Annotated in this window: 32 protein-coding genes; 13 read left to right on the forward strand and 19 right to left on the reverse strand. The window is 68.7% G+C overall.

The window, feature by feature from the left end; all coding sequences use genetic code 11:
* From EVJ50_RS13495 to EVJ50_RS13520, 7 genes are all read left to right on the forward strand, one after another.
* Complete coding sequence (locus EVJ50_RS13495) at positions 1–1,806, forward strand: sodium:solute symporter family protein (protein WP_150884547.1); 1,806 nt, start codon at positions 1–3, stop codon at positions 1,804–1,806.
* A gap of 22 nt (positions 1,807–1,828) precedes the next feature.
* Entirely contained in the window at positions 1,829–1,954 is a 126-nt protein-coding gene (locus tag EVJ50_RS15240) for a hypothetical protein (protein ID WP_255452568.1), read from the forward strand.
* A 64-nt stretch (positions 1,955–2,018) separates the two neighbouring features.
* On the forward strand, positions 2,019–2,825 hold the full coding sequence (locus tag EVJ50_RS13500; protein ID WP_150884548.1) for a HEAT repeat domain-containing protein: 807 nt from the start codon (positions 2,019–2,021) through the stop codon (positions 2,823–2,825).
* A 75-nt stretch (positions 2,826–2,900) separates the two neighbouring features.
* Positions 2,901–3,128 carry a DUF2997 domain-containing protein gene (locus EVJ50_RS13505; RefSeq protein ID WP_150884549.1) on the forward strand — a complete coding sequence of 76 codons (228 nt, stop codon included), beginning with the start codon at positions 2,901–2,903 and terminating at the stop codon, positions 3,126–3,128.
* Between the two features lie 68 nt (positions 3,129–3,196).
* On the forward strand, positions 3,197–3,589 hold the full coding sequence (locus tag EVJ50_RS13510; RefSeq protein ID WP_150884550.1) for a DUF1257 domain-containing protein: 393 nt from the start codon (positions 3,197–3,199) through the stop codon (positions 3,587–3,589).
* Entirely contained in the window at positions 3,582–3,968 is a 387-nt protein-coding gene (locus EVJ50_RS13515; protein WP_150884551.1) for a ferredoxin, read from the forward strand. The genes EVJ50_RS13510 and EVJ50_RS13515 overlap by 8 nt, the downstream gene beginning before the upstream one ends.
* Positions 3,969–3,971: 3 nt before the next feature.
* Positions 3,972–5,174, forward strand: coding sequence for an aldo/keto reductase (locus tag EVJ50_RS13520; protein WP_150884552.1), 1,203 nt, complete (start codon positions 3,972–3,974; stop codon positions 5,172–5,174).
* Between the two features lie 15 nt (positions 5,175–5,189).
* On the opposite strand, the gene EVJ50_RS13525 is transcribed toward EVJ50_RS13520, so the two are convergent.
* Complete coding sequence (locus EVJ50_RS13525) at positions 5,190–5,870, reverse strand: 16S rRNA (guanine(527)-N(7))-methyltransferase RsmG (protein WP_150885061.1); 681 nt, start codon at positions 5,868–5,870, stop codon at positions 5,190–5,192.
* An 89-nt stretch (positions 5,871–5,959) separates the two neighbouring features.
* On the opposite strand from EVJ50_RS13525, the gene EVJ50_RS13530 reads away from it, so the two are divergent.
* Together EVJ50_RS13530 and EVJ50_RS13535 are read left to right on the forward strand one after the other, a co-directional pair.
* The gene (locus tag EVJ50_RS13530) at positions 5,960–6,493 is read left to right on the forward strand and encodes a J domain-containing protein (protein ID WP_225322959.1); all 534 of its coding nucleotides are present in this window, start codon (positions 5,960–5,962) and stop codon (positions 6,491–6,493) included.
* The gene (locus EVJ50_RS13535) at positions 6,486–6,752 is read left to right on the forward strand and encodes a DUF3143 domain-containing protein (protein ID WP_150884553.1); all 267 of its coding nucleotides are present in this window, start codon (positions 6,486–6,488) and stop codon (positions 6,750–6,752) included. The genes EVJ50_RS13530 and EVJ50_RS13535 overlap by 8 nt, the downstream gene beginning before the upstream one ends.
* Before the next feature lie 3 nt (positions 6,753–6,755).
* Here EVJ50_RS13535 and bioA read toward each other — a convergent pair whose 3' ends face one another.
* A complete protein-coding gene (gene bioA / locus EVJ50_RS13540; RefSeq protein WP_150884554.1) occupies positions 6,756–8,069 on the reverse strand; it encodes an adenosylmethionine--8-amino-7-oxononanoate transaminase in 1,314 nt (437 codons plus the stop codon).
* A gap of 25 nt (positions 8,070–8,094) precedes the next feature.
* Here bioA and EVJ50_RS13545 point away from each other — a divergent pair, with 25 nt between their 5' ends.
* Positions 8,095–8,418, forward strand: a complete 324-nt coding sequence (locus tag EVJ50_RS13545) for a hypothetical protein (RefSeq protein WP_150884555.1) — start codon at positions 8,095–8,097, stop codon at positions 8,416–8,418.
* Here the strand turns inward: EVJ50_RS13545 and EVJ50_RS14750 are convergent.
* From EVJ50_RS14750 to EVJ50_RS13565, 5 genes are read right to left on the reverse strand one after another with little or no spacing between them, the layout of a single operon-like run.
* Positions 8,415–8,570 carry a hypothetical protein gene (locus EVJ50_RS14750; RefSeq protein ID WP_191964790.1) on the reverse strand — a complete coding sequence of 52 codons (156 nt, stop codon included), beginning with the start codon at positions 8,568–8,570 and terminating at the stop codon, positions 8,415–8,417. The genes EVJ50_RS13545 and EVJ50_RS14750 overlap by 4 nt on opposite strands.
* Positions 8,549–9,232, reverse strand: a complete 684-nt coding sequence (gene bioD, locus EVJ50_RS13550; RefSeq protein WP_150885065.1) for a dethiobiotin synthase — start codon at positions 9,230–9,232, stop codon at positions 8,549–8,551. The genes EVJ50_RS14750 and bioD overlap by 22 nt, the downstream gene beginning before the upstream one ends.
* Positions 9,233–9,242: 10 nt before the next feature.
* Positions 9,243–10,031, reverse strand: a complete 789-nt coding sequence (locus tag EVJ50_RS13555) for a methyltransferase domain-containing protein (protein WP_191964791.1) — start codon at positions 10,029–10,031, stop codon at positions 9,243–9,245.
* A 7-nt stretch (positions 10,032–10,038) separates the two neighbouring features.
* Positions 10,039–10,773 (reverse strand): alpha/beta hydrolase, encoded by a 735-nt coding sequence (locus tag EVJ50_RS13560; RefSeq protein ID WP_150884557.1) that lies wholly within the window; start codon positions 10,771–10,773, stop codon positions 10,039–10,041.
* Positions 10,770–11,990 carry an 8-amino-7-oxononanoate synthase gene (locus EVJ50_RS13565; RefSeq protein WP_225322960.1) on the reverse strand — a complete coding sequence of 407 codons (1,221 nt, stop codon included), beginning with the start codon at positions 11,988–11,990 and terminating at the stop codon, positions 10,770–10,772. Before EVJ50_RS13565 ends, EVJ50_RS13560 begins: the two co-directional genes overlap by 4 nt.
* 145 nt (positions 11,991–12,135) lie before the next feature.
* Between EVJ50_RS13565 and EVJ50_RS13570 the strand changes: the two genes are divergently transcribed.
* On the forward strand, positions 12,136–14,967 hold the full coding sequence (locus EVJ50_RS13570; RefSeq protein WP_150885067.1) for an RNA helicase: 2,832 nt from the start codon (positions 12,136–12,138) through the stop codon (positions 14,965–14,967).
* Here EVJ50_RS13570 and EVJ50_RS13575 read toward each other — a convergent pair.
* From EVJ50_RS13575 to EVJ50_RS13585, 3 genes are all read right to left on the reverse strand, one after another.
* Positions 14,897–16,336, reverse strand: a complete 1,440-nt coding sequence (locus EVJ50_RS13575; RefSeq protein ID WP_150884559.1) for a lyase family protein — start codon at positions 16,334–16,336, stop codon at positions 14,897–14,899. The two genes, EVJ50_RS13570 and EVJ50_RS13575, sit on opposite strands and share 71 nt — an antisense overlap.
* Before the next feature lies 1 nt (position 16,337).
* Positions 16,338–17,633: an adenylosuccinate lyase gene (gene purB / locus EVJ50_RS13580; protein ID WP_150884560.1), complete on the reverse strand. Its 1,296-nt coding sequence runs from the start codon at positions 17,631–17,633 to the stop codon at positions 16,338–16,340.
* Positions 17,634–17,716: 83 nt separating this feature from the next.
* On the reverse strand, positions 17,717–17,962 hold the full coding sequence (locus EVJ50_RS13585; RefSeq protein WP_150884561.1) for a hypothetical protein: 246 nt from the start codon (positions 17,960–17,962) through the stop codon (positions 17,717–17,719).
* A gap of 95 nt (positions 17,963–18,057) precedes the next feature.
* Between EVJ50_RS13585 and EVJ50_RS13590 the strand changes: the two genes are divergently transcribed.
* The gene (locus tag EVJ50_RS13590) at positions 18,058–18,891 is read left to right on the forward strand and encodes a TlyA family RNA methyltransferase (RefSeq protein WP_150884562.1); all 834 of its coding nucleotides are present in this window, start codon (positions 18,058–18,060) and stop codon (positions 18,889–18,891) included.
* Between the two features lie 98 nt (positions 18,892–18,989).
* On the opposite strand, the gene EVJ50_RS13595 is transcribed toward EVJ50_RS13590, so the two are convergent.
* The 3 genes from EVJ50_RS13595 to EVJ50_RS13605 form a co-directional block, all read right to left on the reverse strand.
* Positions 18,990–19,328, reverse strand: coding sequence for a P-II family nitrogen regulator (locus EVJ50_RS13595; RefSeq protein WP_150884563.1), 339 nt, complete (start codon positions 19,326–19,328; stop codon positions 18,990–18,992).
* A 50-nt stretch (positions 19,329–19,378) separates the two neighbouring features.
* Positions 19,379–19,615 (reverse strand): hypothetical protein, encoded by a 237-nt coding sequence (locus EVJ50_RS13600; protein WP_150884564.1) that lies wholly within the window; start codon positions 19,613–19,615, stop codon positions 19,379–19,381.
* 166 nt (positions 19,616–19,781) lie between these two features.
* On the reverse strand, positions 19,782–19,988 hold the full coding sequence (locus EVJ50_RS13605) for a DUF4278 domain-containing protein (protein WP_150884565.1): 207 nt from the start codon (positions 19,986–19,988) through the stop codon (positions 19,782–19,784).
* Between the two features lie 298 nt (positions 19,989–20,286).
* On the opposite strand from EVJ50_RS13605, the gene queF reads away from it, so the two are divergent.
* Entirely contained in the window at positions 20,287–20,745 is a 459-nt protein-coding gene (gene queF, locus EVJ50_RS13610; RefSeq protein ID WP_150884566.1) for a preQ(1) synthase, read from the forward strand.
* Here queF and EVJ50_RS13615 read toward each other — a convergent pair.
* The 6 genes from EVJ50_RS13615 to EVJ50_RS13640 all read right to left on the reverse strand — a co-directional run bounded on the left by EVJ50_RS13615 (position 20,708) and on the right by EVJ50_RS13640 (position 25,550).
* The gene (locus EVJ50_RS13615; RefSeq protein ID WP_150884567.1) at positions 20,708–22,027 is read right to left on the reverse strand and encodes a cytochrome c biogenesis protein ResB; all 1,320 of its coding nucleotides are present in this window, start codon (positions 22,025–22,027) and stop codon (positions 20,708–20,710) included. The two genes, queF and EVJ50_RS13615, sit on opposite strands and share 38 nt — an antisense overlap.
* 2 nt (positions 22,028–22,029) lie before the next feature.
* Positions 22,030–22,734 (reverse strand): cytochrome c biogenesis CcdA family protein, encoded by a 705-nt coding sequence (locus tag EVJ50_RS13620; RefSeq protein ID WP_370455525.1) that lies wholly within the window; start codon positions 22,732–22,734, stop codon positions 22,030–22,032.
* A gap of 46 nt (positions 22,735–22,780) precedes the next feature.
* Positions 22,781–23,887: an FtsW/RodA/SpoVE family cell cycle protein gene (locus EVJ50_RS13625; protein ID WP_150884569.1), complete on the reverse strand. Its 1,107-nt coding sequence runs from the start codon at positions 23,885–23,887 to the stop codon at positions 22,781–22,783.
* Positions 23,888–24,279: 392 nt separating this feature from the next.
* On the reverse strand, positions 24,280–24,480 hold the full coding sequence (locus tag EVJ50_RS13630; protein ID WP_150884570.1) for a phycobilisome linker polypeptide: 201 nt from the start codon (positions 24,478–24,480) through the stop codon (positions 24,280–24,282).
* Between the two features lie 55 nt (positions 24,481–24,535).
* Positions 24,536–25,024 (reverse strand): allophycocyanin subunit beta, encoded by a 489-nt coding sequence (gene apcB, locus EVJ50_RS13635; protein WP_150884571.1) that lies wholly within the window; start codon positions 25,022–25,024, stop codon positions 24,536–24,538.
* Between the two features lie 40 nt (positions 25,025–25,064).
* Entirely contained in the window at positions 25,065–25,550 is a 486-nt protein-coding gene (locus EVJ50_RS13640; protein ID WP_150884572.1) for an allophycocyanin, read from the reverse strand.
* Positions 25,551–25,811 lie beyond the last annotated feature (261 nt).

Consider the following 25,811-nt stretch of genomic DNA (forward strand, 5'->3'; position numbering starts at 1 on the left):
ATGGCTGCCGTTGACTGGGTCATCCTTGCCGCCTACCTGCTGTTCAGCCTGCTGCTGGGCATCTGGCTGTCACGCCGCAACCGCAGCGAGGACGACTATTTCGCCGCCGGCCGCTCCCTGAACGGCTGGCTGGCGGGCGCCTCCATGGCGGCCACCACCTTCTCCGTCGACACCCCGCTCTATGTGGCGGGGCTGGTCGGCCTGAGGGGTCTGGCCGGGAACTGGGAGTGGTGGAGCTTCGGTGTGGCCCACGTGGCGATGGCGGTGGTGTTCGCGCCGCTCTGGCGCCGCAGCGGCGTGCTCACCGATGCCGCCTTCACCGAGCTGCGCTACGGCGGTGCCCCAGCCGCCTGGCTGCGGGGGATCAAGGCGTTCCTGTTCGCCGTTCCGGTGAACTGCATCGGCCTGGGCTACGCCTTCCTGGCCATGCGCAAGGTGGCCCAGGCCCTTGGCCTCGTTGATGAGAGGGTGCTGGCGCAATGGGCTCTGCCGGGTGGACTGCCCCCGCTGCAGATCACGGACGCGGCCCTGCTGCTGGGCGGCATCGGTGCGCTCGTGCTGATCTACACCGCCCTCGGAGGCCTCTGGGCGGTGGTCGTCACCGACATGGTCCAGCTGATCCTGGCCCTGGCCGGCGCCCTCGCGGTGGCGGTGGCGGCGGTGCGTGCCGCCGGCGGGATGACGACCCTGCTGGAGAAGCTTGATCAGCTCCAGCGGCCCGAGCTCCTCAGCCTCGTGCCCTGGCAGCTGGATGGGGGCGGTCTGCAGTGGCTGGAGGGCTCCGGGATCAGTGTCGCCACCTTCTCGGCCTACATCGCCCTGCAGTGGTGGAGCTTCCGACGCAGCGACGGCGGCGGCGAATTCATCCAGCGCCTCCTGGCCACCCGCGATGAACGGCAGGCCACCAAGGCCGGCTGGGTCTTTCTCGGGGTCAATTATCTGCTGCGCAGCTGGCCCTGGATCGTGGTGGCCCTGGCCGCCCTGGTTCTCCTGCCCGATCAGAGCGATCCGGAACTCAGCTACCCGGCCCTGGCCGTGCAGCTGCTCCCGCCGGTGCTGCTCGGCCTGGTGGTGGTCTCCCTGGTGGCCGCCTTCATGAGCACGGTCAGCACGGCCGTGAACTGGGGAGCCAGCTACCTGACCCATGATCTGTACCTCCGCTTCCTCAGACCCGGCGCCAGTCAGCGGGAGCTGCTGCTGGTGGGCCAGGCGGCTTCGGTCCTGCTGGTGCTCCTGAGCGTGTTGATGGCCCTGCTGAGTACCAGCATCGCCACGGTGTTCCGCCTGGTGATCGCCATCGGCACCGGCCCCGGCGTGGTGCTGCTGCTGCGATGGTTCTGGTGGCGGATCAATGCCCAGGCCGAGCTCGCCGCGATGCTCGGGGGGTTCCTCGTCGGGTTGTCCACCTCGGTGGTGCCTCTGCTTCGCATCGATGACTACGGCCTGCGGCTGACGGTGACCACTGGCCTGACCGCCGTCATCTGGGTGCTGGTGATGCTGGCCACGCCACCGGAGTCCGCCGAGGTGCTGGAGCGCTTCGTGCGTACGGTGCGCCCCTGCGGGCCGGGCTGGGCGGCCTGGCGCCGGCGCACGGGCGTGCTGGCCGATGAATCCCCTCTCGATCTGATCGTGCGGCTGCTGAGCGGCTGCGGTCTGCTGTTCGGCGCCATGCTCGGCCTCGGCGGCTTCCTGCTGCATCAGTCGATCTGGGGCTGGGGCGGGCTGCTGGTGGCTGTCCCGTCTGCTGCCGTGCTCTGGCGCCGCATGGCCTGGTCCTTCGCGATGGCTGACCGGCAGGCGGGATGATGCCCTCTGCTGTGCTCCAGGTGTGGGCTTCTTCCGCTCGGTTCTTCTGCCGATTCTGATCGTTGCGCTGTTCTCGCTGGCCCTTCTGGTGGTGAGCGCGCGCCTGTGGCTTCCGGGTGACATGCAGGCTCCGGCGCCGCTGCAGTGAGCCGCTGGTTCTTCGGTGCGCCGAGGCCCGGAACCTGTGACCAGGCAGCTTCTACGATGCGCCGATGACGGACCCTGGCCCCGCCGCCGCCAGCTCACAGAGCCCCGAGGAGCTCGCGCTTGATCCCGAGGTTCTGGCGCGCGAACTGGCGGCCGAGCTCAGTGGAGACCCCCTCGACGAGCTGACCGATCAGGGCGAGGCGGGTCTGGATGCGGCCGCCGAGTGCGATCAGGGTCTGCTGCTCCTCCAGGGCAGCCATGACCAGCAGCTGCAGGGGCTGCGCATCTTCTGCGAGCACAGGGATCCGCGATCGGTTCCGCATCTGCTCGGTCTCCTTCATGCCGCCTGCCCGATCAAGCGCATGAGTGCGGTCTATGCCCTGGGCCGCAATCCCTCCCCTCTGGCCGTTGAGCCCCTGCTGCAGCTGCTGCAGAACGACAGCAACGGCTACGTGCGCAAGGCGGTGGCCTGGAGCCTCGGCAACTACCCGGACGCCCCGGTGCTGAATCCACTGATGCGTGCGCTCCAGCTCGACATCGCCGCGGTGAGGCTCTGGGCCTCCAGTTCCCTGGCCGATGCCGGCAGCACCAGCGCGGCCAAGGCGGACCCCGCCGCCGCGCAGCTGCTGCTGAGCCTGCGGATCGACAGCGAGTCGGTGGTGCGCAGCAACAGCATCTGGGGGCTCGGCCGGCTCCATCCCCTGCTGATGTCCCTGAGGCAGGAGGAGGTGGTGTCCGCCATCCTCCACGCCATGGTTCATGACGGGGATCCCGGCGTGCGCGATGAGGCCCGGGTGGCGCTCGAACAGCTGGAGGACCCGGATGTGCTCGAACGGGTCCAGACCCTGGTGGAAGAAGGGCTGCTGGTCTGAGGTTCTCGCACTCAGTCCGGCCTCCGGCACAGCTCGGTTGCCGCCGTTAGCATCCGCTGCATTCGCGGGCCTGCCGTGCCGCAACGCTCCATCCGCTTCCGTATTCACGCCGACGGTCGGGTTGAGGAGACCGTTGAAGGTGTTGCAGGCCCCGCCTGTCACGACCTGACGGAGCGCATCGAGGCCTCTCTCGGTGTCGTTCAGCAGCGGGTCGCCAGCTCCGAGGCGTTCCTCCAGGCCTCAGAGTCCGTTTCGGTCGGCGTCTCCCTCTCCGGGGAGACCGTCAGCACCGGCGACTCCTGACGCCTGTTCAGCCGCCCCCTGCCGCCAACGGTTCCCTCCTCCCGCGCCTCTCACCACCGCCGCTTCTCATGTCTCACTTCAGCACGGTCAAGACCGAACTGCGTCACCGGCTGCCGCTCCTGGAGGCCCTCCGGGACCTGGGTCATGCCCCCACCGAAGGCCCGAGTCTCGTCAGCGGCTATCAGGGCCAGTCCGTGGAGGCCGATGTGGCGGTTCCGCTTGCTGATGGTCCCGACATCGGCTTCCGCTTCAACGCCCAGACCGGCGCCTACGAGCTGGTGGCCGATCTGGCCCTCTGGAAGCAGCCCGTCCCGATCGAGCGCTTTCTCGCCCAGCTGACCCAGCGCTATGCCCTGCGCACCATCCTTCAGGCTTCGACCGAGGAGGGCTTCGTGGTCAGCGAGCAGCAGCAGGGCGTCGATGGTTCCATTGAGCTGGTGGTGAGCCGCTGGGATGCCTGATCCCTGCGTCGCCTTCGACGTCGATCCCACGCCGCGGGACACACCCAGCGGCCTGGACCCCGTCCTCGGTGGTGCACTGCGGGAGCGTGCCGTGTGGGTCGATGAGTCGGTCTGCATCGGCTGCCGCTACTGCGCCCATGTGGCCTTCAACACCTTCCTGGTGGAGGAGACCTACGGACGCAGCCGGGTGATCCGTCAGGACGGCGACAGCACCGAACGCATCCAGGAGGCCATCGACACCTGCCCCGTCGATTGCATTCACTGGGTTCCCTTCGAGGATCTCTCCGATCTGCGCGACCAGCTCGACGCCATGGAGATTCAGCCTCTCGGCTTCCCGTCCCCCTCCCGCCACAAGCGGGTCCTGCCTCGCGGCGGCTGAGTCATGGGCACGGTGCCCAGCCGGCGCTTCGGGGCCACGGGGCTCGCCATGCCTGTCCTCTCGCTCGGAGGCATGCGCTTCCAGCAGAGCTGGCAGGACGTGGCCCCCTCCGACATCACGGACGCCAGTCAGCGCAATCTCGACGCCTTGCTGCACCGGGCCGGTGAGCACGGGCTCCATCACATCGAGACCGCCCGCTTCTACGGCAGCTCCGAGCGTCAGCTCGGTTGGCTGCTGCCGGAGCATCCCGATCCCGATCGGATCCTCCAGACCAAGGTGCCGCCGGAAGCCGATGCCGCGGGCTTCGAATCACGCCTGCGGACCAGCTTCGAGCGTCTGGGAGTGCGGCGGGTCGATCTGCTGTCGCTGCATGGCATCAACCAGCCGGACCATCTGGAGTGGTGCCTCGGAGCCGATGGCTGTGTCGCGGTGGCCCGGCGCTGGCAGCGCGAGGGGCGGATCGGGCACATCGGATTCTCGACCCACGCTCCGACAGCGCTGATCATCGCGGCGATCGAGAGCGGTGCCTTCGCCTACGTGAACCTGCACTGGTACTACATCAACCAGTCCAACCGGGCGGCGATCGATGCCGCGATGCGCCGCGACATGGGGGTGTTCATCATCAGCCCCACCGACAAGGGCGGCCATCTCCACAGCCCATCCCAGCGGTTGCTCGAGCTCTGCCGGCCGCTGCATCCGATCGTGTTCAACGACCTCTTCTGCCTCTCGGCACCCGGGGTGCACACGATCAGCGTCGGTGCCGCCCGCCCGGAGGATCTGGATCTCCACCTCGAAGCGGTGCGACGCCTGCCCGAGGCGGGCGATCTGCTGCCGCCGATTCAGCGCCGGCTCCAGGGCGAACGGGCCGAGCGCATGGGCCGGAGCTGGCTGAGCCACTGGCGCCTTGGCCTGCCGGACTGGTCCTCCACGCCGGGGCAGATCAATCTTCCGGTGCTGCTCTGGCTCTATGACCTCTGGCGCTCCTGGGATCTGGAGAGCTATGTGCGCGCCCGCTACGGCTTGCTCGGCAATGGGGGGCACTGGTTCCCAGGGGCCAATGCCAATGCGCTGGATGAGGGGGTGAGTGAGGCGGATCTGCTGGCGGTGCTGCAGGCCAGTCCCCTGCAGCACCGCATCCCCACCGTGCTGCGGGAGCTGAAGGCCCACTTCGGCGATGCAGGCTCCCGCCGGCTCGGAGGCGACTGAGCGGCTGCGCTGGCCTCAGCCGCCGGCAGCGGGGACCGTCCCGAGGGGATGCTTGCCGGCCACACCCACCGCCCTGGGATAGGCCTGCGGACAGGGTCCGTCCGGCGCGAGCACGATCGCGGTTCTCAGGCCCCGGTCCGCCGGCAGCCGGCGCTGCTCCAGGTGCAGCTGGGTTCCCTTCAACGGCCGCAGCGCCCGGCTGAGGCCCTGCTGATCCTCCTCACTCCAGTGGCCCCGGTAGAGCACGGCCCGCCCGCTCGGCGCAAGCAGCGGCATCAGGTACTCGGCCACGACGGGGCCGGGTGCCACCGCCCGCGCCAGGGCCAGATCGAATCGGCCCCGGCAGCTCCGATCCCGTCCGGTGAGCTCGATCCGCTCGTGGCGGCAGCGCACCCGCCCCGCCAGTCCGAGCGCGGCGGCCATGGCCTGCACGGCCTCGAGCTTGCGCCCGACGGAATCCACCAGGCACACCCGGGCCCCCGGCAGGGCGATGGCCAGGGCCAGTCCGGGGAATCCGCAGCCGGTGCCCACATCGATCGCCTCGAGCTCTCCGCCCCGCTCGATCCAGGGGAGGAGGGGCCAGAGGCTGTCGACCACCTGGGCGATCCAGTAGTCGTCTCCCTCCACCAGGCGGGTGAGGTTGAGCCGCTGATTCCACTGCAGCAGCAGGTTCTGCAGCATGCGCAGCTGCTCCATCTGGTCGCTGCCGGGCGTCCAGCCGATGAGGTGGCCGAGCTGCTCCGCATCGCCGTTGATCTCCTCGGAGCGAACCGGCACAGACCCAGATGGAAGCCTTCCTAGGATCGATCATGGCCGCCCGGGCGCCCCCGTTGAGCTACTACCAGCTACTCAATGTGAGCCCCGAGGCCGGTGCCGGTGAGCTGCGCCAGGCCTTCCGGACGCTCAGCAAGCGCTACCACCCCGACACCACCTCGCTGCCGGCGGCCGAGGCCTCCGCACGCTTCCAGTTGCTGCAGCGGGCGTACGCCACGCTGCTCGATCCGGAACGCCGGCAGGCCTACGACGAGGCCCTCAGGCGCCTCTCGCAGCCCGTTCCGGTTCAGCGTCGCGTGGTGACGGTCGCCTCCAGCCGCCGCGATCTGTCGGGTGGCGAGTGGTTCGCGCTGCTGCTGCTGGCCGTCGCGCTCCTGTTCAGCCTGGTCATCGGCCTGGGCCTGGCCTGGGCCCGTGGGGTTCAGCTGGTGACCACGCCCAGCTGGGGTTCCGCAGCTCCGGCTCAGCCGGTTTCCGCCGCGTCCGCCGATCGGAGTGCCGACGTCGTTCCTGCCGCGCCGACCCTGGCCCGCTCCCATGCCTGATCTTCCGTCCAGCAGCACGCCGCTGTACCACCACTCCCTGCCGGCCCTGGAGCAGTGGCTCGAGCGCCTCGGAGCCCGGAGAGATCCCGGTAATCCCTGTCTGTGGGGCCTGCAGCGGGAGCGCTGGCGAGCCACGATCGAACTTGACGTTGAGGATCTGCGGGTTGAGTGGCGGCAGGGGGAACAGCGCAACCAGCGGCTGTTCCCCTATGGCCTGTCCCGCGCGGATGTGGAGGCCGCGATTCAGGCCGGGCCCTGATCGTCACTGCGGCAGCGCGGCTTCCAGAGCCTCGTAGCAGTGCTGCAGCTGAGCGTCGCTGATGCACAGCGGCGGCAGAAGATAGATCACTTCTCCCAGGGGACGCACGAACACGCCCCGCCGCCGCAGCTCGGCCTGAATGGCCCGGCCCCGCGGGTTCAGGTAGCCGGGGTCGTCCACGGGGAGATCGAAGGCCGCCACCGTGCCCACCAGCCTCGGCCGTCGCACGGCGGGATGCCGGGCCAGCCGCTGCAGGTGGGGCCGGTGACGCTCCTCGAAGCCGGCGAAGCGCTCCGGCGCCTGTTCGAGCAGATCGAGGCTGGCGTTGGCCGCGGCGCAGCCGAGGGGGTTGGCGGTGAAGCTGTGGCCATGAAACAGGGTCAGTCGCGGGTCCTCGCCCCGGAAGCCCTGGTAGATCCGTTCGCTGGCCAGGGTCACTCCCATCGGCAGGAATCCGCCGGTGAGACCCTTGGAGAGCGCCATCAGATCCGGCTTCAGGCCCGCACCGAGGCTGGCGAACACGTGGCCGCAGCGCCCGAAACCGGTGAGCACCTCATCGGCGATCAGGAGCGCACCGGCCGCGCTCACCCGCTCCTGGACGCCGCGCAGAAAGGCGGGCCGCACCATCCGCATGCCCCCGGCCCCCTGGAGCAGGGGCTCGAGGATCACCGCGGCGGTGGGCACCTCCAGCAGCGCGTCGAGCCGGGCCAGAGCCTGCTGCTCCTTCTCGTTGCAGTCGCCGTCGTCCCACCAGGTGGCGGGCCAGGGGCAGCGGGCCACCTCGAACAGCAGGGGCTCGAACGGCGCGCTGAACAGGGAGCGGGCCCCGAGTGCCATCGCACCGAAGGTGTCGCCGTGATACGCGCCGTCGAAGGCGATCAACTGGCGGCGGTCACTGTCCCGGTTGCGCCACCACTGCCAGGCGGTCTTCAGGGCCACCTCCACGGCGGTGGAGCCGTTGTCGGAGAAGAACAACCGCTCCAGACCGCTGAGGGCCGCCAGTCGCTCGCCGAGGCGTTCCGCCTGGGGATGGCGGAAGTTGGCGAAGATCACCTGCTCCAGGCGGTGGGCCTGGTCCGCCACGGCGGCGGCGATCGAGGCCTCGGCGTGGCCGTGCAGCGTGACCCACCAGCTGCTGATGGCGTCGATCAGCCGCTCCCCGCCCTCCAGCACCAGTTCGGCACCCTCGCCGGCCAGCACCAGGGGGGGCGGAGGAGACGTGGCCTCCTGGGTGAAGGGATGCCAGAGATGGGGGTGCCAGCGCCCCGGAGTCGGCGCTCCGTGATCCGTCGTGGTCGGCAGGGCGGGTCTTGGCATAGTGAAGGTGTCACGGTTGGGTGCGATGCAGTCCCGGCGCCGCTCATCACTATCCAAGCGTCACGTCGAGCCCTTCGATAAGCGCCCGCTCCGCCTGAGGCTCCACCCCCTGCGGGAGACGTTCCTCGATGGCTCCTGGACGAACCTGAAGCTCTCTCTGGAGTCGGCCGGATGGTCGCCCCAGCAGGTCGAGTTCGTGCACCAGAGGCTGCAGCAGGGCTGGTCCGTCGACCAGGCCACCCGCTACGTGGCCCGCACCGTGCGCTCCTGCCCGTGGCCCCAGGGCCTCGCCCACCTCGGCCTTCCCGCCGGCCGCATCATGCTGCGCTCCGCCTGGTACCGGCCCTAGCGGCAGACGTTGCTGTCACGTTCACCGGGGGTGGAGAGGGGGCCGCAGTTGACCCAGCGCACCAGGCCGACCTCCACATCGGTGAACAGCACCAGGATCCCCCCGCACAACGCGATCAGCGCCGCGGTGATCAGGACGTTGCGCGCAGCCATGGAAGGAGCCTGGAGGCCAGGTTGAGCTGCTGCCATTGTTCCTCCAGTGCCGACCGGTGCAGCGACGGCAGAGGCGGCAGCGTCCCCAGCAGCGGGACCTGGCCCATCGCCTCCAGGGTGCGCGGATTGTCCTCGTGAGGGAGACCGTTGAGCAGCAGACCAAGCACGACGATCCCTCGCCTGCGCAGGGCCTCCAGGGTCAGAAGGGTGTGGTTGAGGGTGCCGAGCCCGCTGCGCGCCACCAGCAGCACGGGCCAGCGCCAGCGCGCCAGCTGGTCGACCTGAAGCCAGTCCCGCCGCAGGGGCACCATCACGCCCCCGGCTGTCTCCACCACCAGCAGGCCCGGATGGGACGGGATCTCCAGCTGCTCCGTGCGGACCGTCACCCCGCTGCGCTCGGCCGCCCAGTGGGGTGACACGGGCTGCTCGAACCGGTAGGCCTCCGGCAGGAACCGCTCGTCCGGCAGCTGCAGAAGCTGCTGAACCCTGTCCCGGTCTCCGCCGCCCTCCAGGCCGCACTGCACCGGTTTCCAGTACTGGGCGCCAAGGCCCTGAACCAGCAGGGCGCTGACCAGCGTCTTGCCCACATCGGTGTCCGTCCCGCACACCACCAGCCCCGACGTTGCCGGCGGCCCTGGATGCTCTGTCGTGCTGCTGACCATCGCTGCGCTCTCAACCGCCATGCTGCTCCCCAGCCTGTGCCACCAGCAGCAGGAGGCGCCAGCTGAGGGCGGCAGGCCCCTGCTCCACCGGCCAGAAGCGAAGCAGACGCCGCCACTGGCCTGCGCTGAGGGAGGCCTGACGGCTGGCCTGGGTGCCCTGCCGGCGGAACTGCCGCAACAGCGCTCCGGGGTGGTCGGCCCGCTGGGTGTAGACCACCGTTGCGGTCCGGTGGATCCGCAGCCCGTCGCTGGCTCGCAGCAGGCCCGTGGCGTCCGGCAGGTCGAGGGCCGTGCAGGGGACGTCCGCGAGGGCAGCGGCCCGATGCCACTGCTGCAGGCTGCCGGCGACCGGGACAGCCAGCAGCAGCAGCCCCCCCGGCCGCAGGGAGCGACGCCACAGCTGCAGGGTCCGTGCCGGGGCTTCCAGCCAGTGCAGGGTGAAGCTGGAGGCGAGAAGGGCTGCGGGGCGGAGGTCGCCGGGCAGCCCCCGCTCCAGATCCCAGAGACGGCGGCGGGGATCGGCCGCACCACCCCAGCTGGGATTCCGGTCCAGCAGGACGGGATCGAGTTCGGGCCGCCGCTCCTTCAGGGCCCTGGCGAGGAAACCGCTTCCGGCACCCAGATCGAGCTGCGGTCCGGCCGGGACCGGCAGGGGCCCGCAGAGCCGCGCCAGTCGTCGGGCCACCGCCTGCTGCAGGCGGGCCTCCCGCTCATAGCGGCCCGCCGCTTCCGAGAAGCAGCAGTCCATCCGTCTCTGGAAGTCCGGGTGACCCTGCACGGCGCGCAGATGTCCTCCCATCAGCCGCTCACGCTGTCTGCTCCAGCCACGCCAGCACCGTCGGGAGCAGCAGCGGGCTGAGCAGGGCATGGCCCACCCCCTCCAGGCATCGGCGTTCGGGCCGGTGCCCGGCTGCGGTCAGCTCGGCAAGCAGGGCCTGCCGGGAGGCGGGCGGCACGATGCGGTCCTCGCCCGCTTCCAGCACGAGGATGCGGGCACCGACCGGCAGCCCCGCCGGCACTCCCTCGCAGTCGCGCAGCAGCCCGAGGTCGGCCAGCAGGCGTCGTCGGCCCTCCTCCGTCAGCGGTCGATCCGCCGGGCCGGGCGGCATGAGGGAGGCCTCCTGCGGTGCGGCAGCTTCGGCCAGAAAGCGCTGCAGCATCGCCTCACCCTCACCCTCACCCTGCGCCAGGCAGGTCTCCATGCCCTCCAGCGCCTGGCGCAGCGAGCGACCCTCGCGGCCCTCGGGGACGAAGCGCCCGAAGCTGGCCAGCAGAACCACCTGCTCGCTGCTCTCCAGCAGGCTTCGCGGCACGAGGTGCCAGCCGAGGGAATGGGCCACCAGGGTGCGTGTCCCGCCAGCGGCCTCGCCGCCGGAGTCCTGCCAGGACGGCATCGAGGGGGCACCCCCGCCATACCCGCGTTCGCCGCTGGACCAGCTCCAGCCGCGTTGCCGCGCCGCTTCGGCCCAGGGGGCCCAGCCGGCGGCATCGCCGCTCCAGCCGTGCATGGCGATGATGCGGAGCCTGCCGGGGATGCTCATGGGGCGTGGGGGACTGCCTTCAGCCTGCCTCCCACGTCGTCGAGCACGGTCAGCACGGTCTCGAGGGCCGCAGCGGGATTCTGCCGCCGCACCACGAGTCGGATGCGGGCGCTGCCCGGCGGCACGGTGGGTGGGCGAATCGCGATGCAGAGCACGCCGGCCCGCTCCAGCTCCTGCTGCAGCGTGAGCGCGGCGGCGTCGCTGCCCACGATCAGGGGCAGGATCGGGCCGCGGCCCGGCAGCGGGGGCCAACCCGCTGCCGTCAGCCGTTGCCGCCAGATGTCTGCCGCTGCCGCCAGCTCCCGCACCCATCCGGGATGGGTCTCGATCAGCTGAAGCGCCGCCAGCGCGGCGGCGGCCAGGGGTGGCGCCAGGGCGGTGCTGTAGCGGTAGGCCCCGCTGGTCTGCAGCAGCCAGTCGCCCATCACGGCGTCGCCGGCGAGAAAGGCTCCGCCGCTGCCGAAGGCCTTGCCGAAGGTCCCGGTGATCAGGGTCACCGGATCGTTGAGCCGGTGGCAGAGGCCGCGTCCGCCCTCGCCGAGCACCCCGAGCGCGTGGGCTTCATCCACCAGCAACCGGGCTCCGTGGCGGGCGCAGAGCCCGGCCAGGGCGGCCACGTCCGGACTGCTTCCCTCCATGCTGAAGCAACTCTCGCTGATCACCAGCGGCGGTGGAGCCCCGGTCCGGTGCGACGCCTCGCAGGCCGTGAGGCGCCGCTCCAGATCGGCCAGATCGTTGTGGGCGAAGCGTTGCAGGCGGGCGCCGCTGCAGCGCACACCTGCCAGAAGCGAATGATGGCTCAGCCGATCGGCCAGGACGACGCCGCGACGGCCGGTGAGGGCCACCACCGCGGCCAGGTTCGCCTGAAACCCACTGGGGAAGAGCAGCGCGCGCTCGCGGCCGAGCCACCGCGCCAGCTCCTCCTCCAGCACCCTGTGGCTGGGCCGACGGCCAGTCACAAGAGGGGAGGCCGCCGCGCCCAGTCCCTCCTCCCGCATCGCCCGGGCGGCTGCGGCGAGCACCTGCGGGTGGCGGCTGAGACCGAGGTAGTCGTTGCTGGCCAGGTCCACCAGTCGCCCCGGCTCCGTGGGGGACTCCAGACAGCCGCTCTCCGCCGACGGCTGCAGGCAGCGCAGCACGCGACGTCCGTCGGTGGGGAGCGCTGTGAGCTGTTGGGCCAGATCCCGGATGGCGGGATCCCGGCTGGGAGGGACCACGGGGCGGGACGGCAGGCGGGCTGGTTCCCAGTCTGAGAGGCGGACGCGGGAAGAGCGGCCATACAGTGCTCGAACGCGCGCCGCGCTCATGGGCCCACCGCCCGATGCCAGCAGCGGGTCTCCCGCCCTCAGCCCCGGGAGCCGGATGGACGTGCCGCCGCTGCAGAACCTGTTTCCGTTTCCTCTGGACGGCTTCCAGCTGGAGGCGATCGATGCCCTGAACCAGGGCCATTCCGTGGTGGTGAGCGCCCCCACCGGTTCCGGCAAGACCCTGGTCGGTGAGTACGCCATTCACAGGGCCCTGGCCCATGGCCGCAAGGTCTTCTACACAACCCCCCTCAAGGCCCTCTCCAACCAGAAGCTCAGGGATTTCCGCGCCCAGTTCGGTTCCGACCGCGTGGGCCTGATGACCGGCGATCTCAGCCTCAACCGGGAGGCCCGGATCGTGGTGATGACCACGGAGATCTTCCGCAACATGCTCTACGCCGAGGCGGATGAGCACGATGACCCGCTGGCCGATGTGGAAACAGTGGTGCTCGATGAGTGCCACTACATGAACGACAGCCAGCGCGGCACGGTCTGGGAGGAATCGATCATCCACTGCCCGTCTCCGGTGCAGCTGGTGGCCCTCTCGGCCACGGTGGCCAATGCCGGCCAGCTGACCGACTGGATCGAACGGGTCCATGGACCCACCACGCTCGTGCTCAGCGATCACCGGCCGGTGCCGCTGGAGTTCAGCTTCTGCAGTGCCAAGGGGCTGCACCCGCTGCTCAACGAGGCCCGCACCGGCCTCCATCCCCACTGCAAGGTCTGGAGACCGCCGAAGGGAGCCCGGCGCAAGGGGCGCAGCCCCAGGCCGCCCCAGCCCGAACCGCCGCCGATCGCCTTCGTGGTCGACCAGATGGCCCAGCGCGCCATGCTGCCGGCGATCTATTTCATCTTCAGCCGGCGCGGCTGTGACAGGGCGGTGCGGGATCTCGGTCCTCTCTGCCTGCTGGATCCCCGGGAGCGGGCCCTGCTCGAGGAGCGGCTGGCCGCCTACAGCGCCGCCAACCCCGAGGCCGTGCGCGACCGCCAGCATGCCGATGCGCTCCTGCGCGGCATCGCCTCCCACCATGCCGGCGTGCTGCCGGCCTGGAAGGAGCTGATCGAAGACCTGTTCCAGCAGGGTCTGGTCAAGGTGGTCTTCGCCACCGAGACCCTGGCGGCCGGCATCAACATGCCCGCCCGCACCACGGTGATCTCGGCCCTCTCCAAACGCACCGAGCGCGGCCACCGCCCGCTGATGAGCAGCGAGTTCCTGCAGATGGCGGGCCGGGCCGGCCGCCGGGGGCTCGACACGCGCGGCTACGTGGTCACCGTCCAGAGTCGTTTCGAGGGGGTTCGGGAAGCCGGGCAGCTGGCCATCAGCCCACCGGACCCCCTGGTGAGCCAGTTCACCCCCAGTTACGGGATGGTGCTCAACCTGCTGCAGCGCTACGAGCTGGCGCGGGCCCGCGAGCTGGTGGAGTGCAGCTTCGGCCGCTATCTCGCCAGCCTCGACCTGGTGGAGGAAGAAGCGCTGCTCGACGAGCTCCGCAGCCAGCTGGACAGCCTGCAGGACACGGCCGGGGACGTTCCCTGGGAGGTGTTCGAGACCTACGAGAAACAGCGCGGCCGGCTGCGGGAGGAACGGCGCCTGCTCCGCATCCTCCAGCAGCAGGCGGAGGAGACCCTGGCCAATGAGCTGACCCTGGCGCTGCAGTTCGCCAGCGAGGGCACCCTGATCAGCCTCAAGTCCCCCCAGCTGCGGGGACGGGTCACACCGGCCGTGCTGGTGGCCAAGCGCGACGGGCCCGGTCAGTTCCCGCTGCTGCTCTGTCTGACCGACGACAACCTCTGGCTGCTGCTGCCCTGCCAGGCGGTGGTCTGCCTCCATGCCGAACTCAGCTGCCTGCAGGTGCGCGACCTCGATCCGCCGGATCTGCGACGCTCCGGCGAGCTCCGGCATGGAGACGGAGCCAGTGCGGGGCTGGCCCTGGCGGTGGGGCACATGGCCTCCCGCCATGACATGAGCACGCCCCAGTACGACCTCGCCGGCGAGGTGCAGGCCCAGGCCCGGCTGGTGGCGGAGCTCGAGGAGGAGCTGACGCTCCATCCGGCCCATCGCTGGGGCGACCGCAAGCAGCTCAAGAAGCACCGTCGCCGCATGGAGGAGCTGGAGCTGGAGATCGGCGAGCGCCAGAAGCTGCTGCACCACCGTGCCAACCGCCACTGGGAGACCTTCCTGGCCCTGATCGGAATCCTGCAGCAGTTCGGCTGCCTGGATGATCTCGAACCCACGGAGATCGGTCGCAGCGTGGCGGCCCTCCGGGGCGACAACGAGCTCTGGCTGGGCCTCGCTCTGATGAGCGGCCATCTGGATGCCCTCGAGCCCCCCGAGCTGGCCGCGGTGCTGGAGGCCATCAGCACCGAGGTGAGTCGCCCCGACCTCTGGAGCGGCTTCCCTCCCCCTCCCGCCGCCGAGGAAGCCCTTCAGGACATCGCCGGCCTGCGTCGCGAGCTGCTCCGGGCCCAGGAACGGGCCCAGGTGGTGATGCCCGCCTGGTGGGAACCGGAGCTGATGGGACTGGTCGAGGCCTGGGCCCGCGGCTGCTCCTGGAATGACCTGATCGCCAACACCTCCCTCGATGAGGGCGATGTGGTGCGCCTGCTGCGCCGCACCGTCGATCTGCTGACCCAGGTTCCCTACTGCGAAGCCGTGAGCGAGCAGCTGCGTCGGGGCGCCCGCGCGGCGCTGCGGGCCATCAACCGCTTCCCCGTCTGTGAATCAGAGGACATCCTCGCCGCCGCGGCCGCGGAGGCAGCCGCCGCCAATCCCGCCACCGAACGGGTGCCTCCCGGCACACCCCCCGCTGGCGCGGCGCTCACTCCGCCGACTGATGCGGATGGGCCATCCGCATCGGATCCACCACCGCATCAAAGCGGTCCGGACTGATGGCCTCCAGTGCCAGAGCGGCCTCCCGCAGCGAGAGCTGCTGCTCGTGGGCATGCAGGGCCACCCGTGAGGCGGCGTCGTAGCCGATCTCCGGCACCAGGGCCGTCACCAGCATCAGGGAGCGGTCCCGCAGTTCCGCGACCCGCTCGCGGTTGAGCTCCAGGTGCTCCAGCAGGTTGTCCCGCAGGGAGCGGCAGCAGTCGCGCATCAGGGTGATGCTGCGGATGAGGGTCAGGCCCAGCAGCGGCTTGTAGACATTCATCTGCAGGTGGCCACCGGCGCCCGCCATGGCCATGGCGCCGGCATCGCCCATCACCTGCACGGTGGCCATCGCCACGGCCTCGCACTGGGTGGGATTCACCTTGCCGGGCATGATCGAGCTGCCGGGCTCGTTCGCCGGCAGCGCCAGCTCGCCGTAGCCGGCCCTCGGCCCGCATCCCAGCAGCCGGATGTCGTTCACCTGCTTGTGCAGGGCGATCGCCAGCATCCGCACCCGGTCCATCAGGTCCACCAGCCCGTCGTGACTGCCCATCACGGCGAAGAGGTTGTCCGCCTGGCGCCAGGGCTGGCCGGTCCAATCCCGCAGCAGGCTGCAGACCGCATCGGAATAGCCGGGAGGCGTGCCGAGTGCTGTTCCCACGGCCGTGCCGCCCAGGGGCAGCTGATGCAGCTCATCCAGATTCACCTGTAGTCGGGCGGATGCGGCCCGCAGCTGGGCCGCCCAGCCGCCCACCTCCTGACCGCAGGTGAGGGGCACCGCATCCATCAGGTGCGTGCGGCCGATCTTCACGACCTGGGCCCAGCTGGCGGCCTTCCGCTCCATCGTGCTGATCAGCCGTTCCAGTTCAGCCAGCAGCTCACATCGGAGCAGCGGTTCCACGGCCAGGTGAATGGCGGCCGGAAACACGTCATTGGTCGACTGCGAGCGGTTCACATGGTCGTTGGGATGGACCGGAACCTTGGTGCCTCTCTCACCGCCGGCCAGCTCGCAGGCCCGGTTGGCGATGACCTCATTGAGGTTCATGTTCGTCTGGGTGCCGCTGCCGCTCTGCCAGACGCTCAGGGGAAAGTGATCATCGAGCCTCCCGGCGATCACCTCATCGGCGGCGGCCACGATCCAGTTGCACCGCTCCCGGTCCAGAACGCCCAGACGGCAGTTGGACAGAGCCGCCGCCTTCTTGATCGTGGCGATGGCATGAATGATCGGCAGCGGCATCCGGCTGTCGCCGATGGCGAAGTTGCCCCGGGCCCGCTCGGTCTGGGCTCCCCAGTACCGGTCAGCCGCCACCGGCACCGTTCCCAGGCTGTCCCGTTCCTCCCGGGTGGCTGCAGAGGCTTCATCCCGGAGGCTGTTCGGCGTGTGCCCCATCTCAGAGTCCCAGACGCTGCCAGATCACCCCGAGGTTGGCGCGGTGCTGGTCCGTGCTGAAGCAGGCCTCCAGCTGATCGGGACCCAGGCGCTCGCTCACCGCGGGATCCATTGCGAGGTTGGCGCGGAAATCACCCCCCTCCGTGTTCCAGGCGGCATGGGCGTGGCGCTGAACCAGCCGGTAGGCCTCGTCCCGCTCCAGCCCCTGCTCCACCAGAGCCAGCAGCACCCGCTGGGAGAACACCACGCCGCCGTAGAGGTACATGTTGCGGCGCATGTTGTCGGGGTACACGCCGAGTCCCCGCACCACCTGCGCCATCTCCCGCAGCATGAAATGCAGCGTGACCGAGCAGTCCGGCAGCATCATCCGTTCGGTGGAGCTGTGGCTGATGTCGCGTTCATGCCAGAGGGCCACGTTCTCGAGGGCCGCTACCACATAGCTGCGCAGCACTCTGGCCAGGCCGCTGATGCGTTCACTGCGGATCGGGTTCCGCTTGTGGGGCATGGCGGAGCTGCCCTTCTGCCCCTTGGCGAAGCTCTCCTCCACCTCCAGGACATCCGTGCGCTGCAGGTTGCGGATCTCTGTGGCGAAGCGGTCGAGCGAGGCCCCCACCAGGGCCAGGCACTGCACGTAGTCGGCATGGCGATCGCGGGAGATCACCTGGGTGCTGGCGGTGTCGGGCGTCAGTCCCAGCCGCTCACAGGCGATCCGCTCCACCTCCGGGTCGGTGTTGGCGTAGGTGCCCATCGCGCCGCTGATCTGGCCCACGGCCACGTCGCGCTCCAGCCGTTCCAGTCGCTCGCCGTGCCGGCGAATCTCCGCCAGCCAGCCGGCCAGCTTGAAGCCGAAGGTGATCGGTTCACCGTGGATGGCATGGGAGCGGCCGATCATCACCGTGTCCTTGTGATGGATCGCCAGGTCGCGCACCGCCTCTTCGACGCCGCTCAGCTCCTGGCGCAGCAGGGCCACCGAACGACGTAACTGCAGCGCCAGCCCGGTGTCCAGCACGTCGCTGCTGGTCATGCCCACATGGATGTAGCGGCCCGGATCACCGACCCGCTCGTTCAGATCCGTGAGGAACGCGATCACGTCGTGACGGACCTCGGCTTCGATCTCCAGAATCCGTGCCGGATCGAATCCAGCGTTCGCCCGGATGGTCTCCATCGCGTCGGTGGGAATGCGACCCAGCTGATGGTTGGCTTCGCAGGCGGCGAGCTCCACGTCCAGCCAGCTCTGGAACTTGGCCTCCTCGCTCCAGAGGCGCCCCATCTCGGGGAGTGTGTAGCGCTCGATCACGGCGACCCGGTGGCGGCTCAGCCCGGGAATCTAGGAACCGACTGGAACCCGGCCTGTCGAGCGGCGGGGGGGTGCGGACCCGCTCAGGCCCTGCCGCTGCTCAGGCGGTGGTGAGGCACTTCCCAGCAGATGTGGGGTCCCCAGCTCTGCTGCCGCACCCAGCAGCGTCCCCCACGGCAACGCACCACCTGAAAGGGGGGCAGATCCCGGGGCTGGTTCCTCAGGGTCACGAACATGCCGGGGTGCAGAAGCTCCACCACCCGGTTGCCACGGCTGGGGGACGGTGGCGTCGGGCGAAGACAGCGCGACTGCTCGACTGGTTGTCCCATCGGGTTCGAGGCAGGGAAATCATCATCTGCCTCCTCGGGAAGCTGCAGCCCGGACTGAGGAATTGCTTCCGATTCCTCTGTGGTTTTATGACGGCATGGCCTCCAAGCAACGCCTGGATCGACGGCTTGTCGAGCTGGGGCTCGCCGCCAGCCGTCAGCAGGCGCAGCAGTGGATCCGAGCCGGCAGGGTGCGCTCACCGGATGGCTCCTGCCTGGACAAGCCCGGTCAGCTTGTCAGCCAGGAGCTTCGTCCCTGCGTGTCGCGTCCCCCCCGCTTTGTCTCCCGCGGAGGAGAGAAGCTCGAGGCCGCTCTGGAGGCGTTCCCGATCCAGGTGGAGGGGCGCTGCTGCCTTGATGGAGGCATCTCCACCGGCGGCTTCACGGACTGCCTCCTGCAGCGCGGGGCCGAACGGGTCTATGGCATCGATGTGGGCTACGGCCAGACCGCCTGGTCGCTGAGAACCGATCCCCGGGTGACGCTGCGGGAACGCACCAACCTGCGCCATCTGACGGCCCCGGACCTCTACACCCCGGGCGCACCCTGGCCCGATCTGGCCGTGGCGGACGTGTCGTTCATCTCTCTGATCAAGGTGCTGCCGGCCCTGAGGAGTCTTACCTGTTCCGAGGGCAGCGAGGCGGTTCTTCTCGTCAAGCCCCAGTTCGAGGTGGGGCGCTCCCGGGTGGGGAAGGGAGGCGTGGTGCGCGACCCGGCCGATCAGCTGATGGCCATCAGCCAGGTGGCTGGAGCCGCCGCGGAGCTGGGCTGGTCAGCGGCCGGGACCGTGGCCTCCCCGATCCGTGGACCCGCCGGCAATCAGGAGTATCTGCTCTGGTTGCGGGACGAGGTGCTCGCAGCCCGGGAGGGTGGATCGCCCCTGAGCCATGTCGTGATGGCCCGGGTGGTGGCTGAAGCCACCGGAACAGGCTGAGCGGCTGGCCCGTCCTCACCAACTAACGCGCCTCCCGTCCACAGGTTGGGATGGGAGGCTCGGTTCAGAGCCGGTCGCGGCTGGACTGTGGCTCTGCTTCAGAGTGCGCTGCTGTCCTTGTCGCCGGTTCGGATGCGCACGACGGAGTCGACGGGAGAGATGAAGATCTTGCCATCGCCGATCTCACCGGTCTTGGCCGCCTCGGCAATCGCGGTGATCACCGCATCCACCCGCTCATCATCCACAACGACCTCAAGTTTTAGCTTCTGCAGGAACTCGACGGTGAATTCCGAGCCCCGGTAACGCTCCACCTGGCCTTTCTGACGCCCGAAGCCTCGGACTTCACTGACGGTCATGCCGATGATGCCCGCGTTCACGAGGGCGAGTTTGACATCCTCCAGCTTGAACGGACGGATGATGGCCTCGACTTTCTTCATGGAAGCTGACTCTGGCTCGGCAGATGAAGGGAAGGGAATGAAAGGTGATGTCAGGACTGATCCTGAGCCACACGGTTGGCGTCAGCGCTGGATTTCACAAGGCGAAGTCCACCTGCTTCGGCGTCTTCGCAGAGGGTGTCGATCGAGTCAGCACTGATGCTGGCCCGACCGGCCGCAAGAAGATCCCAGTGATCGGTTTCGAAATGAGTTTGCAGCCAGAGCATCCCGAGCACGGACGACGGTTGAAGTCGAAAGGCGCCGTTGCTGCCGACCAGGCTCAGATCCATCGCGATCATGTGCGCTGAGACCATTACCGTCCAACGCACCTGGCTCTGGCGTAGCCGTTGCTACGAGATGTCACGGCGAGGTGGTTCCCCCCTGGCGGCGTCCTGAAACCCGGACTCCGCCACGGGGTTGACTGGGCACCAGGCGGCCGTGGCTCCTGGCTCTGGATCAGGCCTTGCCGGCAGCGGCGTGATGGTGGTAACGCTGACCGCGGTACTGCAGTGTCACGCTCTCGTCCACGGGCGCGGCCTCGTGACGGAGCGAGGAGCGGTAGTGGTGGCCGCGATACACGTGCTCCACATCGGCCTTGTCCGGCTGCGTGTGGCTGGAGGCGTCGTAGCGCACACCGCGATACGACAGGGTGGGGCTGGTCATGGCTGGGTCCCTCAAGGAAAGAAACGTCCGGATGGGTCCGGCGCCGCTTTTCGAGAAAGAGCGTTGCTTCGCCGTGCGGTGGGGCTACTTCCAGCGGTGGACGACTGGTCGCTTCCTCCGGTTGGGGAGGAGCGACGGTCAGGCGCCGCTCAACGTTTTGTCCTTCGATGCCTTTTTAGCGGCTTGTCGCTGTCCATGGTGAACGTTTCCAGGGCTTCGTCACGCGGCGTCACAGGTCCTCGGTGGTGGCCGCGGTCTGCGGATCGGTAGCGTGACCCCTTGACGCGGGACAGCGAGAATGGAGTCAACGGTGTCAGTGCCGCAACCGGCGGCTGCAGGGCCGGAGACCGATGCATCCAGCGACGCCGCGACCGTGCGTCCCCTGTACGGGCAGCGGGCGATCGCCGAAGCACAACTGCTGTGTTTCGAGAATCCGAGGCGCGGCCGCACCTACGAAATCGCCATCGAACTGCCGGAGTTCACCTGTCTGTGCCCGTTCTCCGGCTATCCCGACTTCGCTGTGCTGCGGCTCCTCTATCAGCCCGGTCCCAGGGTGATGGAGCTGAAGGCTCTCAAGCTCTACATCAACTCCTGGCGGGATCGTTCGATTTCCCACGAGGAAGTGGTCAATCGCATCCTCGACGATTGTGTGGAGGCCTCTGAACCCGACTGGATGCAGATCGAGGCGGACTTTCACCCGCGCGGCAATGTACACACCGTCATCCGGGTGAGCCACGGGTCCCGCCGGCCCTGCTGAAGGCCGCGGCGGTCAGAACCGGCAGGTCATCCGCCAGGCCGGTGAGGTTGCGATTGCAGAGGCCCGCCAGGTACAGGCTGCCGTGACTGGCATCCGCGATGGCCCAGATCTGCCGGGTGGCGATCACGCTGAGGCCGCCACCGATCAGAACCACGCCGAAGCCCCCGTAGACCAGCGGCACGCCCGGATCGCGCTTGAACAGCAGTCCGCTCGCCGGAAGCACCGACTGCACCCGCAGCGGCAGGGAGGGCAGGGAGTCCCCCCCCGGGCCGACCGCAAGGCTGCCCAGCAGCTGGCCATCGCCGCCGAAGACCTGAACAGGCCCCTGCTCGCTGGTGAGGGCGAGCAGCACGGGATCGCTGCCGTCCTTCTGCGTCGGCAGCACCACACCCCACACCTGATCACCGAGCTGCTCGAGAGGCTGAAGCGGAATCTGCAGCGGCGGGCTGTTGCCGAAACGGATCGTGATCGCCGCCAGTGACCAGTCCGCCTGGTAGACGGTCATGCCCCGGTAACGCAGCGGGTGATTCACGCTGATCTCGCGCTGCACGGTCGGACCATCGCCGGCGGCATCGGCGGCCCCCGGCCAGAGGCGGAGCATGGAGCGGAACTGCTCGGGCCGGCCGGCCGGATCCCGCTCGACGCTGAAGGAGTCCAGGCGGAGCGTGACCTGGGCTGAACCGGAGGCATCCAGCATCTCGATGTCATGCCCCGGTGCCAGATAGCGCTCCAGCCGGGCTCCGGCCAGGCTGCCCCAGACCGCTCCCACCATCAGCACGATCAGGCCGGTGTGGACCAGCAGTGGCCCGATCCGGCCCGCCAGGCCACGGCGGGCGGCCAGGCGATCGTTCGCGAGCCGCACCTGCCAGCCTCGGCGGCGCAGTTCCTCGGCCAGGCCCGGCACCACCGCCTGCGGCCGGTCACAGGGCACCCGCTCCGAGAGGGCCATCTTGCTCAGCTGACGGGGCTCCCGGTAGTCCACCCAGCGCAGCGCCTGCTGCAGGGCGGGCCACTGGCGCCGCCAGCTGCAGAGGATCAGGGCCAGTCCCAGCCAGGCGAGCAGGCCGAGGAACCAGGCGCTGGAGTACACGTGATCCAGCTGCAGCCGCTGGATCCAGGTGCCGTTGACGACGCCGAGCCAGGGGGCGGCGTCGTAGCGGGTGTAGAAGCTGCTGGCTTCCTGCTGAGGCAGGGCGGTGCCGAGCCCGCTCGCCAGGCTGATCAGAAGCAGCAGAACGATGGCCAGCCTGAGGCTGGAGATCCAGGAGAGCAGGCGCGCCACGCTCAGCTCCAGCGGGCGACGAGGGTGAGCAGACCCATGCTGACCAGCACCACACCGCTGAGGGAGGGAACCCAGCGGCCGGCTCCCCTAAGGCTGAGAAGGGTCGGCAGGCTGGCGGCCGCCGTTCCTGCCAGCAGCAGCGGCACGACCTGCCCGGCTCCGAAGGTGGTGAGAACGATCGTGCTGAGGACGGGGTCACCGGTGCGGGCCATCCAGGCCAGCAGTACCGCCAGCACGGGTGTGGTGCACGAGGAGCCGGCCAGTCCGAAGGCGAGGCCCGCGGCCATCGGCGCCAGGGGGGAGGGAACACGGCTGCGCCAGCGTTCCGGATCGGGGCCCGCCGGGAGGCGCAGCGGCACGACTCCCAGCAGGTTGAGGCCCATCAGCAGGGCCAGCAGGGCGACCAGTGTCGGAATCAGGCCGGGAATCTGTCCGTAGAGGCGACCCAGCGTGCCGCTGATCAGGCCGAGGATCACCAGGGAGAGGATCACTCCGGAGGCGAAACTGCCGCTGCGCAGCCAGGGGGAGCGTGGACCGTCCTCAAACCCCGCTAGATAGGCCAGGGTCACCGGCAGAAGCGACAGGGAGCAGGGGCCGAGGCTGGTGATCAGCCCGCCGGCGAACACCACCAGCAGGGTGGTTGCCGATGGGGCCCCGAGAGCGGCTTCCAGCATCTCCTCGGCGCGGAGGGCGAGGTCGGACACCATGAGCCCAAGCCCATCCATGTCTGCGGGGTTGTGTAGGCCGTCAACCCTATCCGGCAGATGGCAGCTCCCGGTTGAGTGACCGGGAGCGCCCCATGGCCAGATGAGAGCTCGACTCCAGGGAGCAACGCAGCAGCAGTCCAGCCACCATCAGGCTGGAGAGAAGGGAGTTGCCGCCATAGCTGACCATCGGCAGGGGCAGGCCGGTGGTGGGCATGGACCCGGTGGCCACGGCGATGTTCAGGATCGACTGCCCAACCAGGAGGCTGGTGCAACCGATGGCCACGAGCCTGGCCTGGTTGCTGCGGCAGTGCAGTGCGATGCGGAGACCGACGAAACCGAAGACCAGGAGGAAGAGCAGCAGTCCGAGCGAACCCACGTAGCCGAATTCCTCGCCGAAGACAGCGAAGATGAAATCGGTCGACTGGATCGGCAGGTACAGCAGCTTCTGAGTCGACAGGCCATAACCCTGTCCCGTGGCCCCGCCGGATCCAATGGCCAGAAGGCTCTGGACCAGCTGGTAGCCACTGCCCTGCGGATCTTTCCACGGGTCCAGGAAGGACACCACCCGCTCCAGCTGGTAGGGGTTCCGGGCGATGCTGAGGCAGCCCACCATCACACCGCTGACGGCCGTGCCGAGCAGCAGACGCAGGCGCACGCCCGAGGCGAGCGCCATGAGCCAGAGCAGCAGCCCCGTGAGCGCCGCGGTGCTGAGGTTGGGCTGTTTGAGGATCAGCAGGATCAGACCTGCGAACGTGCAGAGCCAGAGGCCTTTCTGATCGATGCTGCTGCGCTGCCAGTGGGCGAAGAGCGCGGCGCCCTGCAGCACCACGAACGGCTTCACCAGCTCGGAGGGTTGAATCTGAAACGGTCCGATCACCAGCCAGCGGCTCGCACCGTTCACGGTGCTGCCGACCACCAGCGTGGCCGCCACCAGCAGGCAGCCCAGCCAGAGTCCGGTGCCGGCGAAACGCAACCAGCGGCGCAGGCTCACCTTCATGGCGAGTGCCAGCAGGCTCCAGCTCGCCGCGAGCCAGACCAGCTGTCGCTTCACGTAGTACGCACCATCTCCCATCTCCCGCTCAGCGACCCACCAGCTGGCGGACGCCAGGATCAGCAGGCCGGCCAGACTCCAGATGGCCACCAGCCCGAGCATCAGGCGGGCCTCAGAGGGCCATTGCTCCCAGGGGAGTGGAAGCCAGGCTCTCCTTCGTCCGTCCGCGGTGTTCCGCGGACGACCGTCACGTCCCGGGCCGGCGGCACGCCTGCTCCGGCCGCGGTGTTGATGAGCCGCGCTGGACACCCCGTTGTTGATCGTGAACCACAACCATTGAGCCGGATCCGGAGCCCCGCGCCAAGGTGGCCGGATGGGCGGGTGGATCTCTGCCGTGAGCCGCTCAGCGCCGAGCGTCACACGTCATGGCCGTGCTGCTCTGCCAAGACAAAAGCCCGGTCCTTCAGACCGGGCCATGTTCTTCTCGACGGATTGGGACCCCAGTCCGTTGAGATGCGGTGAAGTGGATGATGCTGTGCGCAGGGATCGTGGGCTTAGTTGCCCACATTCACCTGCATCTTTCCAGTGGCCAGCTCCACTTTGAGAATCCTGCCACCCTGCTTCATGATTCGCTGCTGCTCCGCGAACCAGCTCTCATACGGAACCCATTTGGTGAAATAGGTGTTCTGAAGCTCACGCTGGCTTCTCACCTTTTCAGGTGATGGGATGCAGGCAGTGACCTTGAACAGGCGCATGATGTGGAATCAGGGTGAACACAGGGTTCGCCGCAGGGGCGATGACCCGGCGACGTCAGTTGCCGAGGCCTGAGCAGATGTAGTCGAGATAAACGCCCATTTCGCTGCCGGCATCGGGACCCACGAGCGACGCCGTGGTTTCCTTCATGGCCTGAATGGCCTGCACCGTGGCACCAATGGGAACGCCGAGGGAGTTGTAGGTCTCCTTCAGGCCGTTCAGCACGCGCTCATCAAGGATGGAGGTGTCACCCGCGAGCATGGCGTAGGTGGCGTAACGCAGGTAGTAATCCAGATCGCGGATGCAGGCGGCATAGCGGCGGGTGGTGTACATGTTGCCGCCCGGACGGGTGATGTCCGAATAGAGCAGTGCCTTGGCCACGGCTTCCTTGATGATCGCCGACGCATTGGCGCTGATGGTGGCGGCAGCACGAACGCGCAGTTCGCCGCTGGCGAAATACTGCTCGAGCCGATCCATGGAACCGGTGTCGAGATAGAGCCCCTGGACGTCGGCCTGGTTGATGACGTTGGTGATCGCGTCTTGCATGGTGAGCTGGGATGGGTGCGAGGAGCAGGCAGGTGGCTCTTCAGGAGAGTGAGCCGATGACGTAGTCGAAGTAGAAGCCAGCCTCCTCGGCGTCGGAGCCAGTGAGAAGACCCATGGCGACGGACTTCATCTCACGGATGGACTCGGCCATGGCTTCGAGGGGCGTGCCGAGGGCGCGGTACATCTCGCGGGCTCCGATCACTCCGATCTCCTCGATCGGGGTGACATCACCGGCAATGACGCCGTAGGTCACCAGGCGGAGGTAGTAGTCCATGTCACGCAGGCAGGTCGCCGTCATCTCCTCGCCGTAGGCATTGCCTCCGGGAGAAACGATGTCGGGGCGCTTCTGGAAGAGCTGGCCGCCGGCTTGTTTGACGATGCGTTCCCTGCTCTCGGCCAGAACCTGGGCCACGCGCAAGCGACGTTGGCCGCCGGTCACGAATGACTTGATCTGGTCGAGTTCGCCAGGGCTGAGGTAGCGGGCTTCAGCGTCCGCGTTGATGATCGAGTTGGAGACGATGCTCATGCAGTTCTGCCTCGAAACAAGCGGCCACCGTGACGGAGACCGTTATCCATGGGGTGAGATGGTTCGTCGGTAAGCGTACAGCCCTGGTCAGGGGCTCCAGGCGCCGCGAAGCACTTGGTTACCAACGGACAATCGATGAACGATTGTGATGTCAGTCTGCGGCAGGCTTGAGCGGGGGCCCGAGCGCTGGTAACAGTTCTTCATCGCAAGAAAGGGCACCAACTTCTGCCGGTCTGCATCATGTCTTGCCTCGTCGAGCGC

Source organism: Synechococcus sp. RSCCF101 (genome assembly GCF_008807075.1).
Taxonomy (GTDB): Bacteria; Cyanobacteriota; Cyanobacteriia; order PCC-6307; family Cyanobiaceae; genus RSCCF101.

What these genes read in the sequence shown, in the direction of transcription:
- EVJ50_RS13495 (WP_150884547.1), top strand. Translation starts at nt 1, where the DNA reads ATGGCTGCCGTTGACTGGGTCATCCTTGCCGCCTACCTGCTGTTCAGC.
- EVJ50_RS13500 (WP_150884548.1), top strand. Translation starts at nt 2,019, where the DNA reads ATGACGGACCCTGGCCCCGCCGCCGCCAGCTCACAGAGCCCCGAGGAG.
- EVJ50_RS13510 (WP_150884550.1), top strand. Translation starts at nt 3,197, where the DNA reads ATGTCTCACTTCAGCACGGTCAAGACCGAACTGCGTCACCGGCTGCCG.
- EVJ50_RS13515 (WP_150884551.1), top strand. Translation starts at nt 3,582, where the DNA reads ATGCCTGATCCCTGCGTCGCCTTCGACGTCGATCCCACGCCGCGGGAC.
- EVJ50_RS13520 (WP_150884552.1), top strand. Translation starts at nt 3,972, where the DNA reads ATGGGCACGGTGCCCAGCCGGCGCTTCGGGGCCACGGGGCTCGCCATG.
- EVJ50_RS13525 (WP_150885061.1), bottom strand. Translation starts at nt 5,870, where the DNA reads ATGGAGCAGCTGCGCATGCTGCAGAACCTGCTGCTGCAGTGGAATCAG.
- EVJ50_RS13530 (WP_225322959.1), top strand. Translation starts at nt 5,960, where the DNA reads ATGGAAGCCTTCCTAGGATCGATCATGGCCGCCCGGGCGCCCCCGTTG.
- EVJ50_RS13535 (WP_150884553.1), top strand. Translation starts at nt 6,486, where the DNA reads ATGCCTGATCTTCCGTCCAGCAGCACGCCGCTGTACCACCACTCCCTG.
- bioA (WP_150884554.1), bottom strand. Translation starts at nt 8,069, where the DNA reads ATGCCAAGACCCGCCCTGCCGACCACGACGGATCACGGAGCGCCGACT.
- EVJ50_RS13545 (WP_150884555.1), top strand. Translation starts at nt 8,095, where the DNA reads ATGCAGTCCCGGCGCCGCTCATCACTATCCAAGCGTCACGTCGAGCCC.
- EVJ50_RS14750 (WP_191964790.1), bottom strand. Translation starts at nt 8,570, where the DNA reads ATGGCTGCGCGCAACGTCCTGATCACCGCGGCGCTGATCGCGTTGTGC.
- bioD (WP_150885065.1), bottom strand. Translation starts at nt 9,232, where the DNA reads ATGGTCAGCAGCACGACAGAGCATCCAGGGCCGCCGGCAACGTCGGGG.
- EVJ50_RS13555 (WP_191964791.1), bottom strand. Translation starts at nt 10,031, where the DNA reads ATGGGAGGACATCTGCGCGCCGTGCAGGGTCACCCGGACTTCCAGAGA.
- EVJ50_RS13560 (WP_150884557.1), bottom strand. Translation starts at nt 10,773, where the DNA reads ATGAGCATCCCCGGCAGGCTCCGCATCATCGCCATGCACGGCTGGAGC.
- EVJ50_RS13570 (WP_150885067.1), top strand. Translation starts at nt 12,136, where the DNA reads ATGGACGTGCCGCCGCTGCAGAACCTGTTTCCGTTTCCTCTGGACGGC.
- EVJ50_RS13575 (WP_150884559.1), bottom strand. Translation starts at nt 16,336, where the DNA reads ATGGGGCACACGCCGAACAGCCTCCGGGATGAAGCCTCTGCAGCCACC.
- EVJ50_RS13585 (WP_150884561.1), bottom strand. Translation starts at nt 17,962, where the DNA reads ATGGGACAACCAGTCGAGCAGTCGCGCTGTCTTCGCCCGACGCCACCG.
- EVJ50_RS13590 (WP_150884562.1), top strand. Translation starts at nt 18,058, where the DNA reads ATGGCCTCCAAGCAACGCCTGGATCGACGGCTTGTCGAGCTGGGGCTC.
- EVJ50_RS13595 (WP_150884563.1), bottom strand. Translation starts at nt 19,328, where the DNA reads ATGAAGAAAGTCGAGGCCATCATCCGTCCGTTCAAGCTGGAGGATGTC.
- EVJ50_RS13600 (WP_150884564.1), bottom strand. Translation starts at nt 19,615, where the DNA reads ATGGATCTGAGCCTGGTCGGCAGCAACGGCGCCTTTCGACTTCAACCG.
- EVJ50_RS13605 (WP_150884565.1), bottom strand. Translation starts at nt 19,988, where the DNA reads ATGACCAGCCCCACCCTGTCGTATCGCGGTGTGCGCTACGACGCCTCC.
- queF (WP_150884566.1), top strand. Translation starts at nt 20,287, where the DNA reads ATGGAGTCAACGGTGTCAGTGCCGCAACCGGCGGCTGCAGGGCCGGAG.
- EVJ50_RS13620 (WP_370455525.1), bottom strand. Translation starts at nt 22,734, where the DNA reads ATGGTGTCCGACCTCGCCCTCCGCGCCGAGGAGATGCTGGAAGCCGCT.
- EVJ50_RS13625 (WP_150884569.1), bottom strand. Translation starts at nt 23,887, where the DNA reads ATGCTCGGGCTGGTGGCCATCTGGAGTCTGGCCGGCCTGCTGATCCTG.
- EVJ50_RS13630 (WP_150884570.1), bottom strand. Translation starts at nt 24,480, where the DNA reads ATGCGCCTGTTCAAGGTCACTGCCTGCATCCCATCACCTGAAAAGGTG.
- apcB (WP_150884571.1), bottom strand. Translation starts at nt 25,024, where the DNA reads ATGCAAGACGCGATCACCAACGTCATCAACCAGGCCGACGTCCAGGGG.
- EVJ50_RS13640 (WP_150884572.1), bottom strand. Translation starts at nt 25,550, where the DNA reads ATGAGCATCGTCTCCAACTCGATCATCAACGCGGACGCTGAAGCCCGC.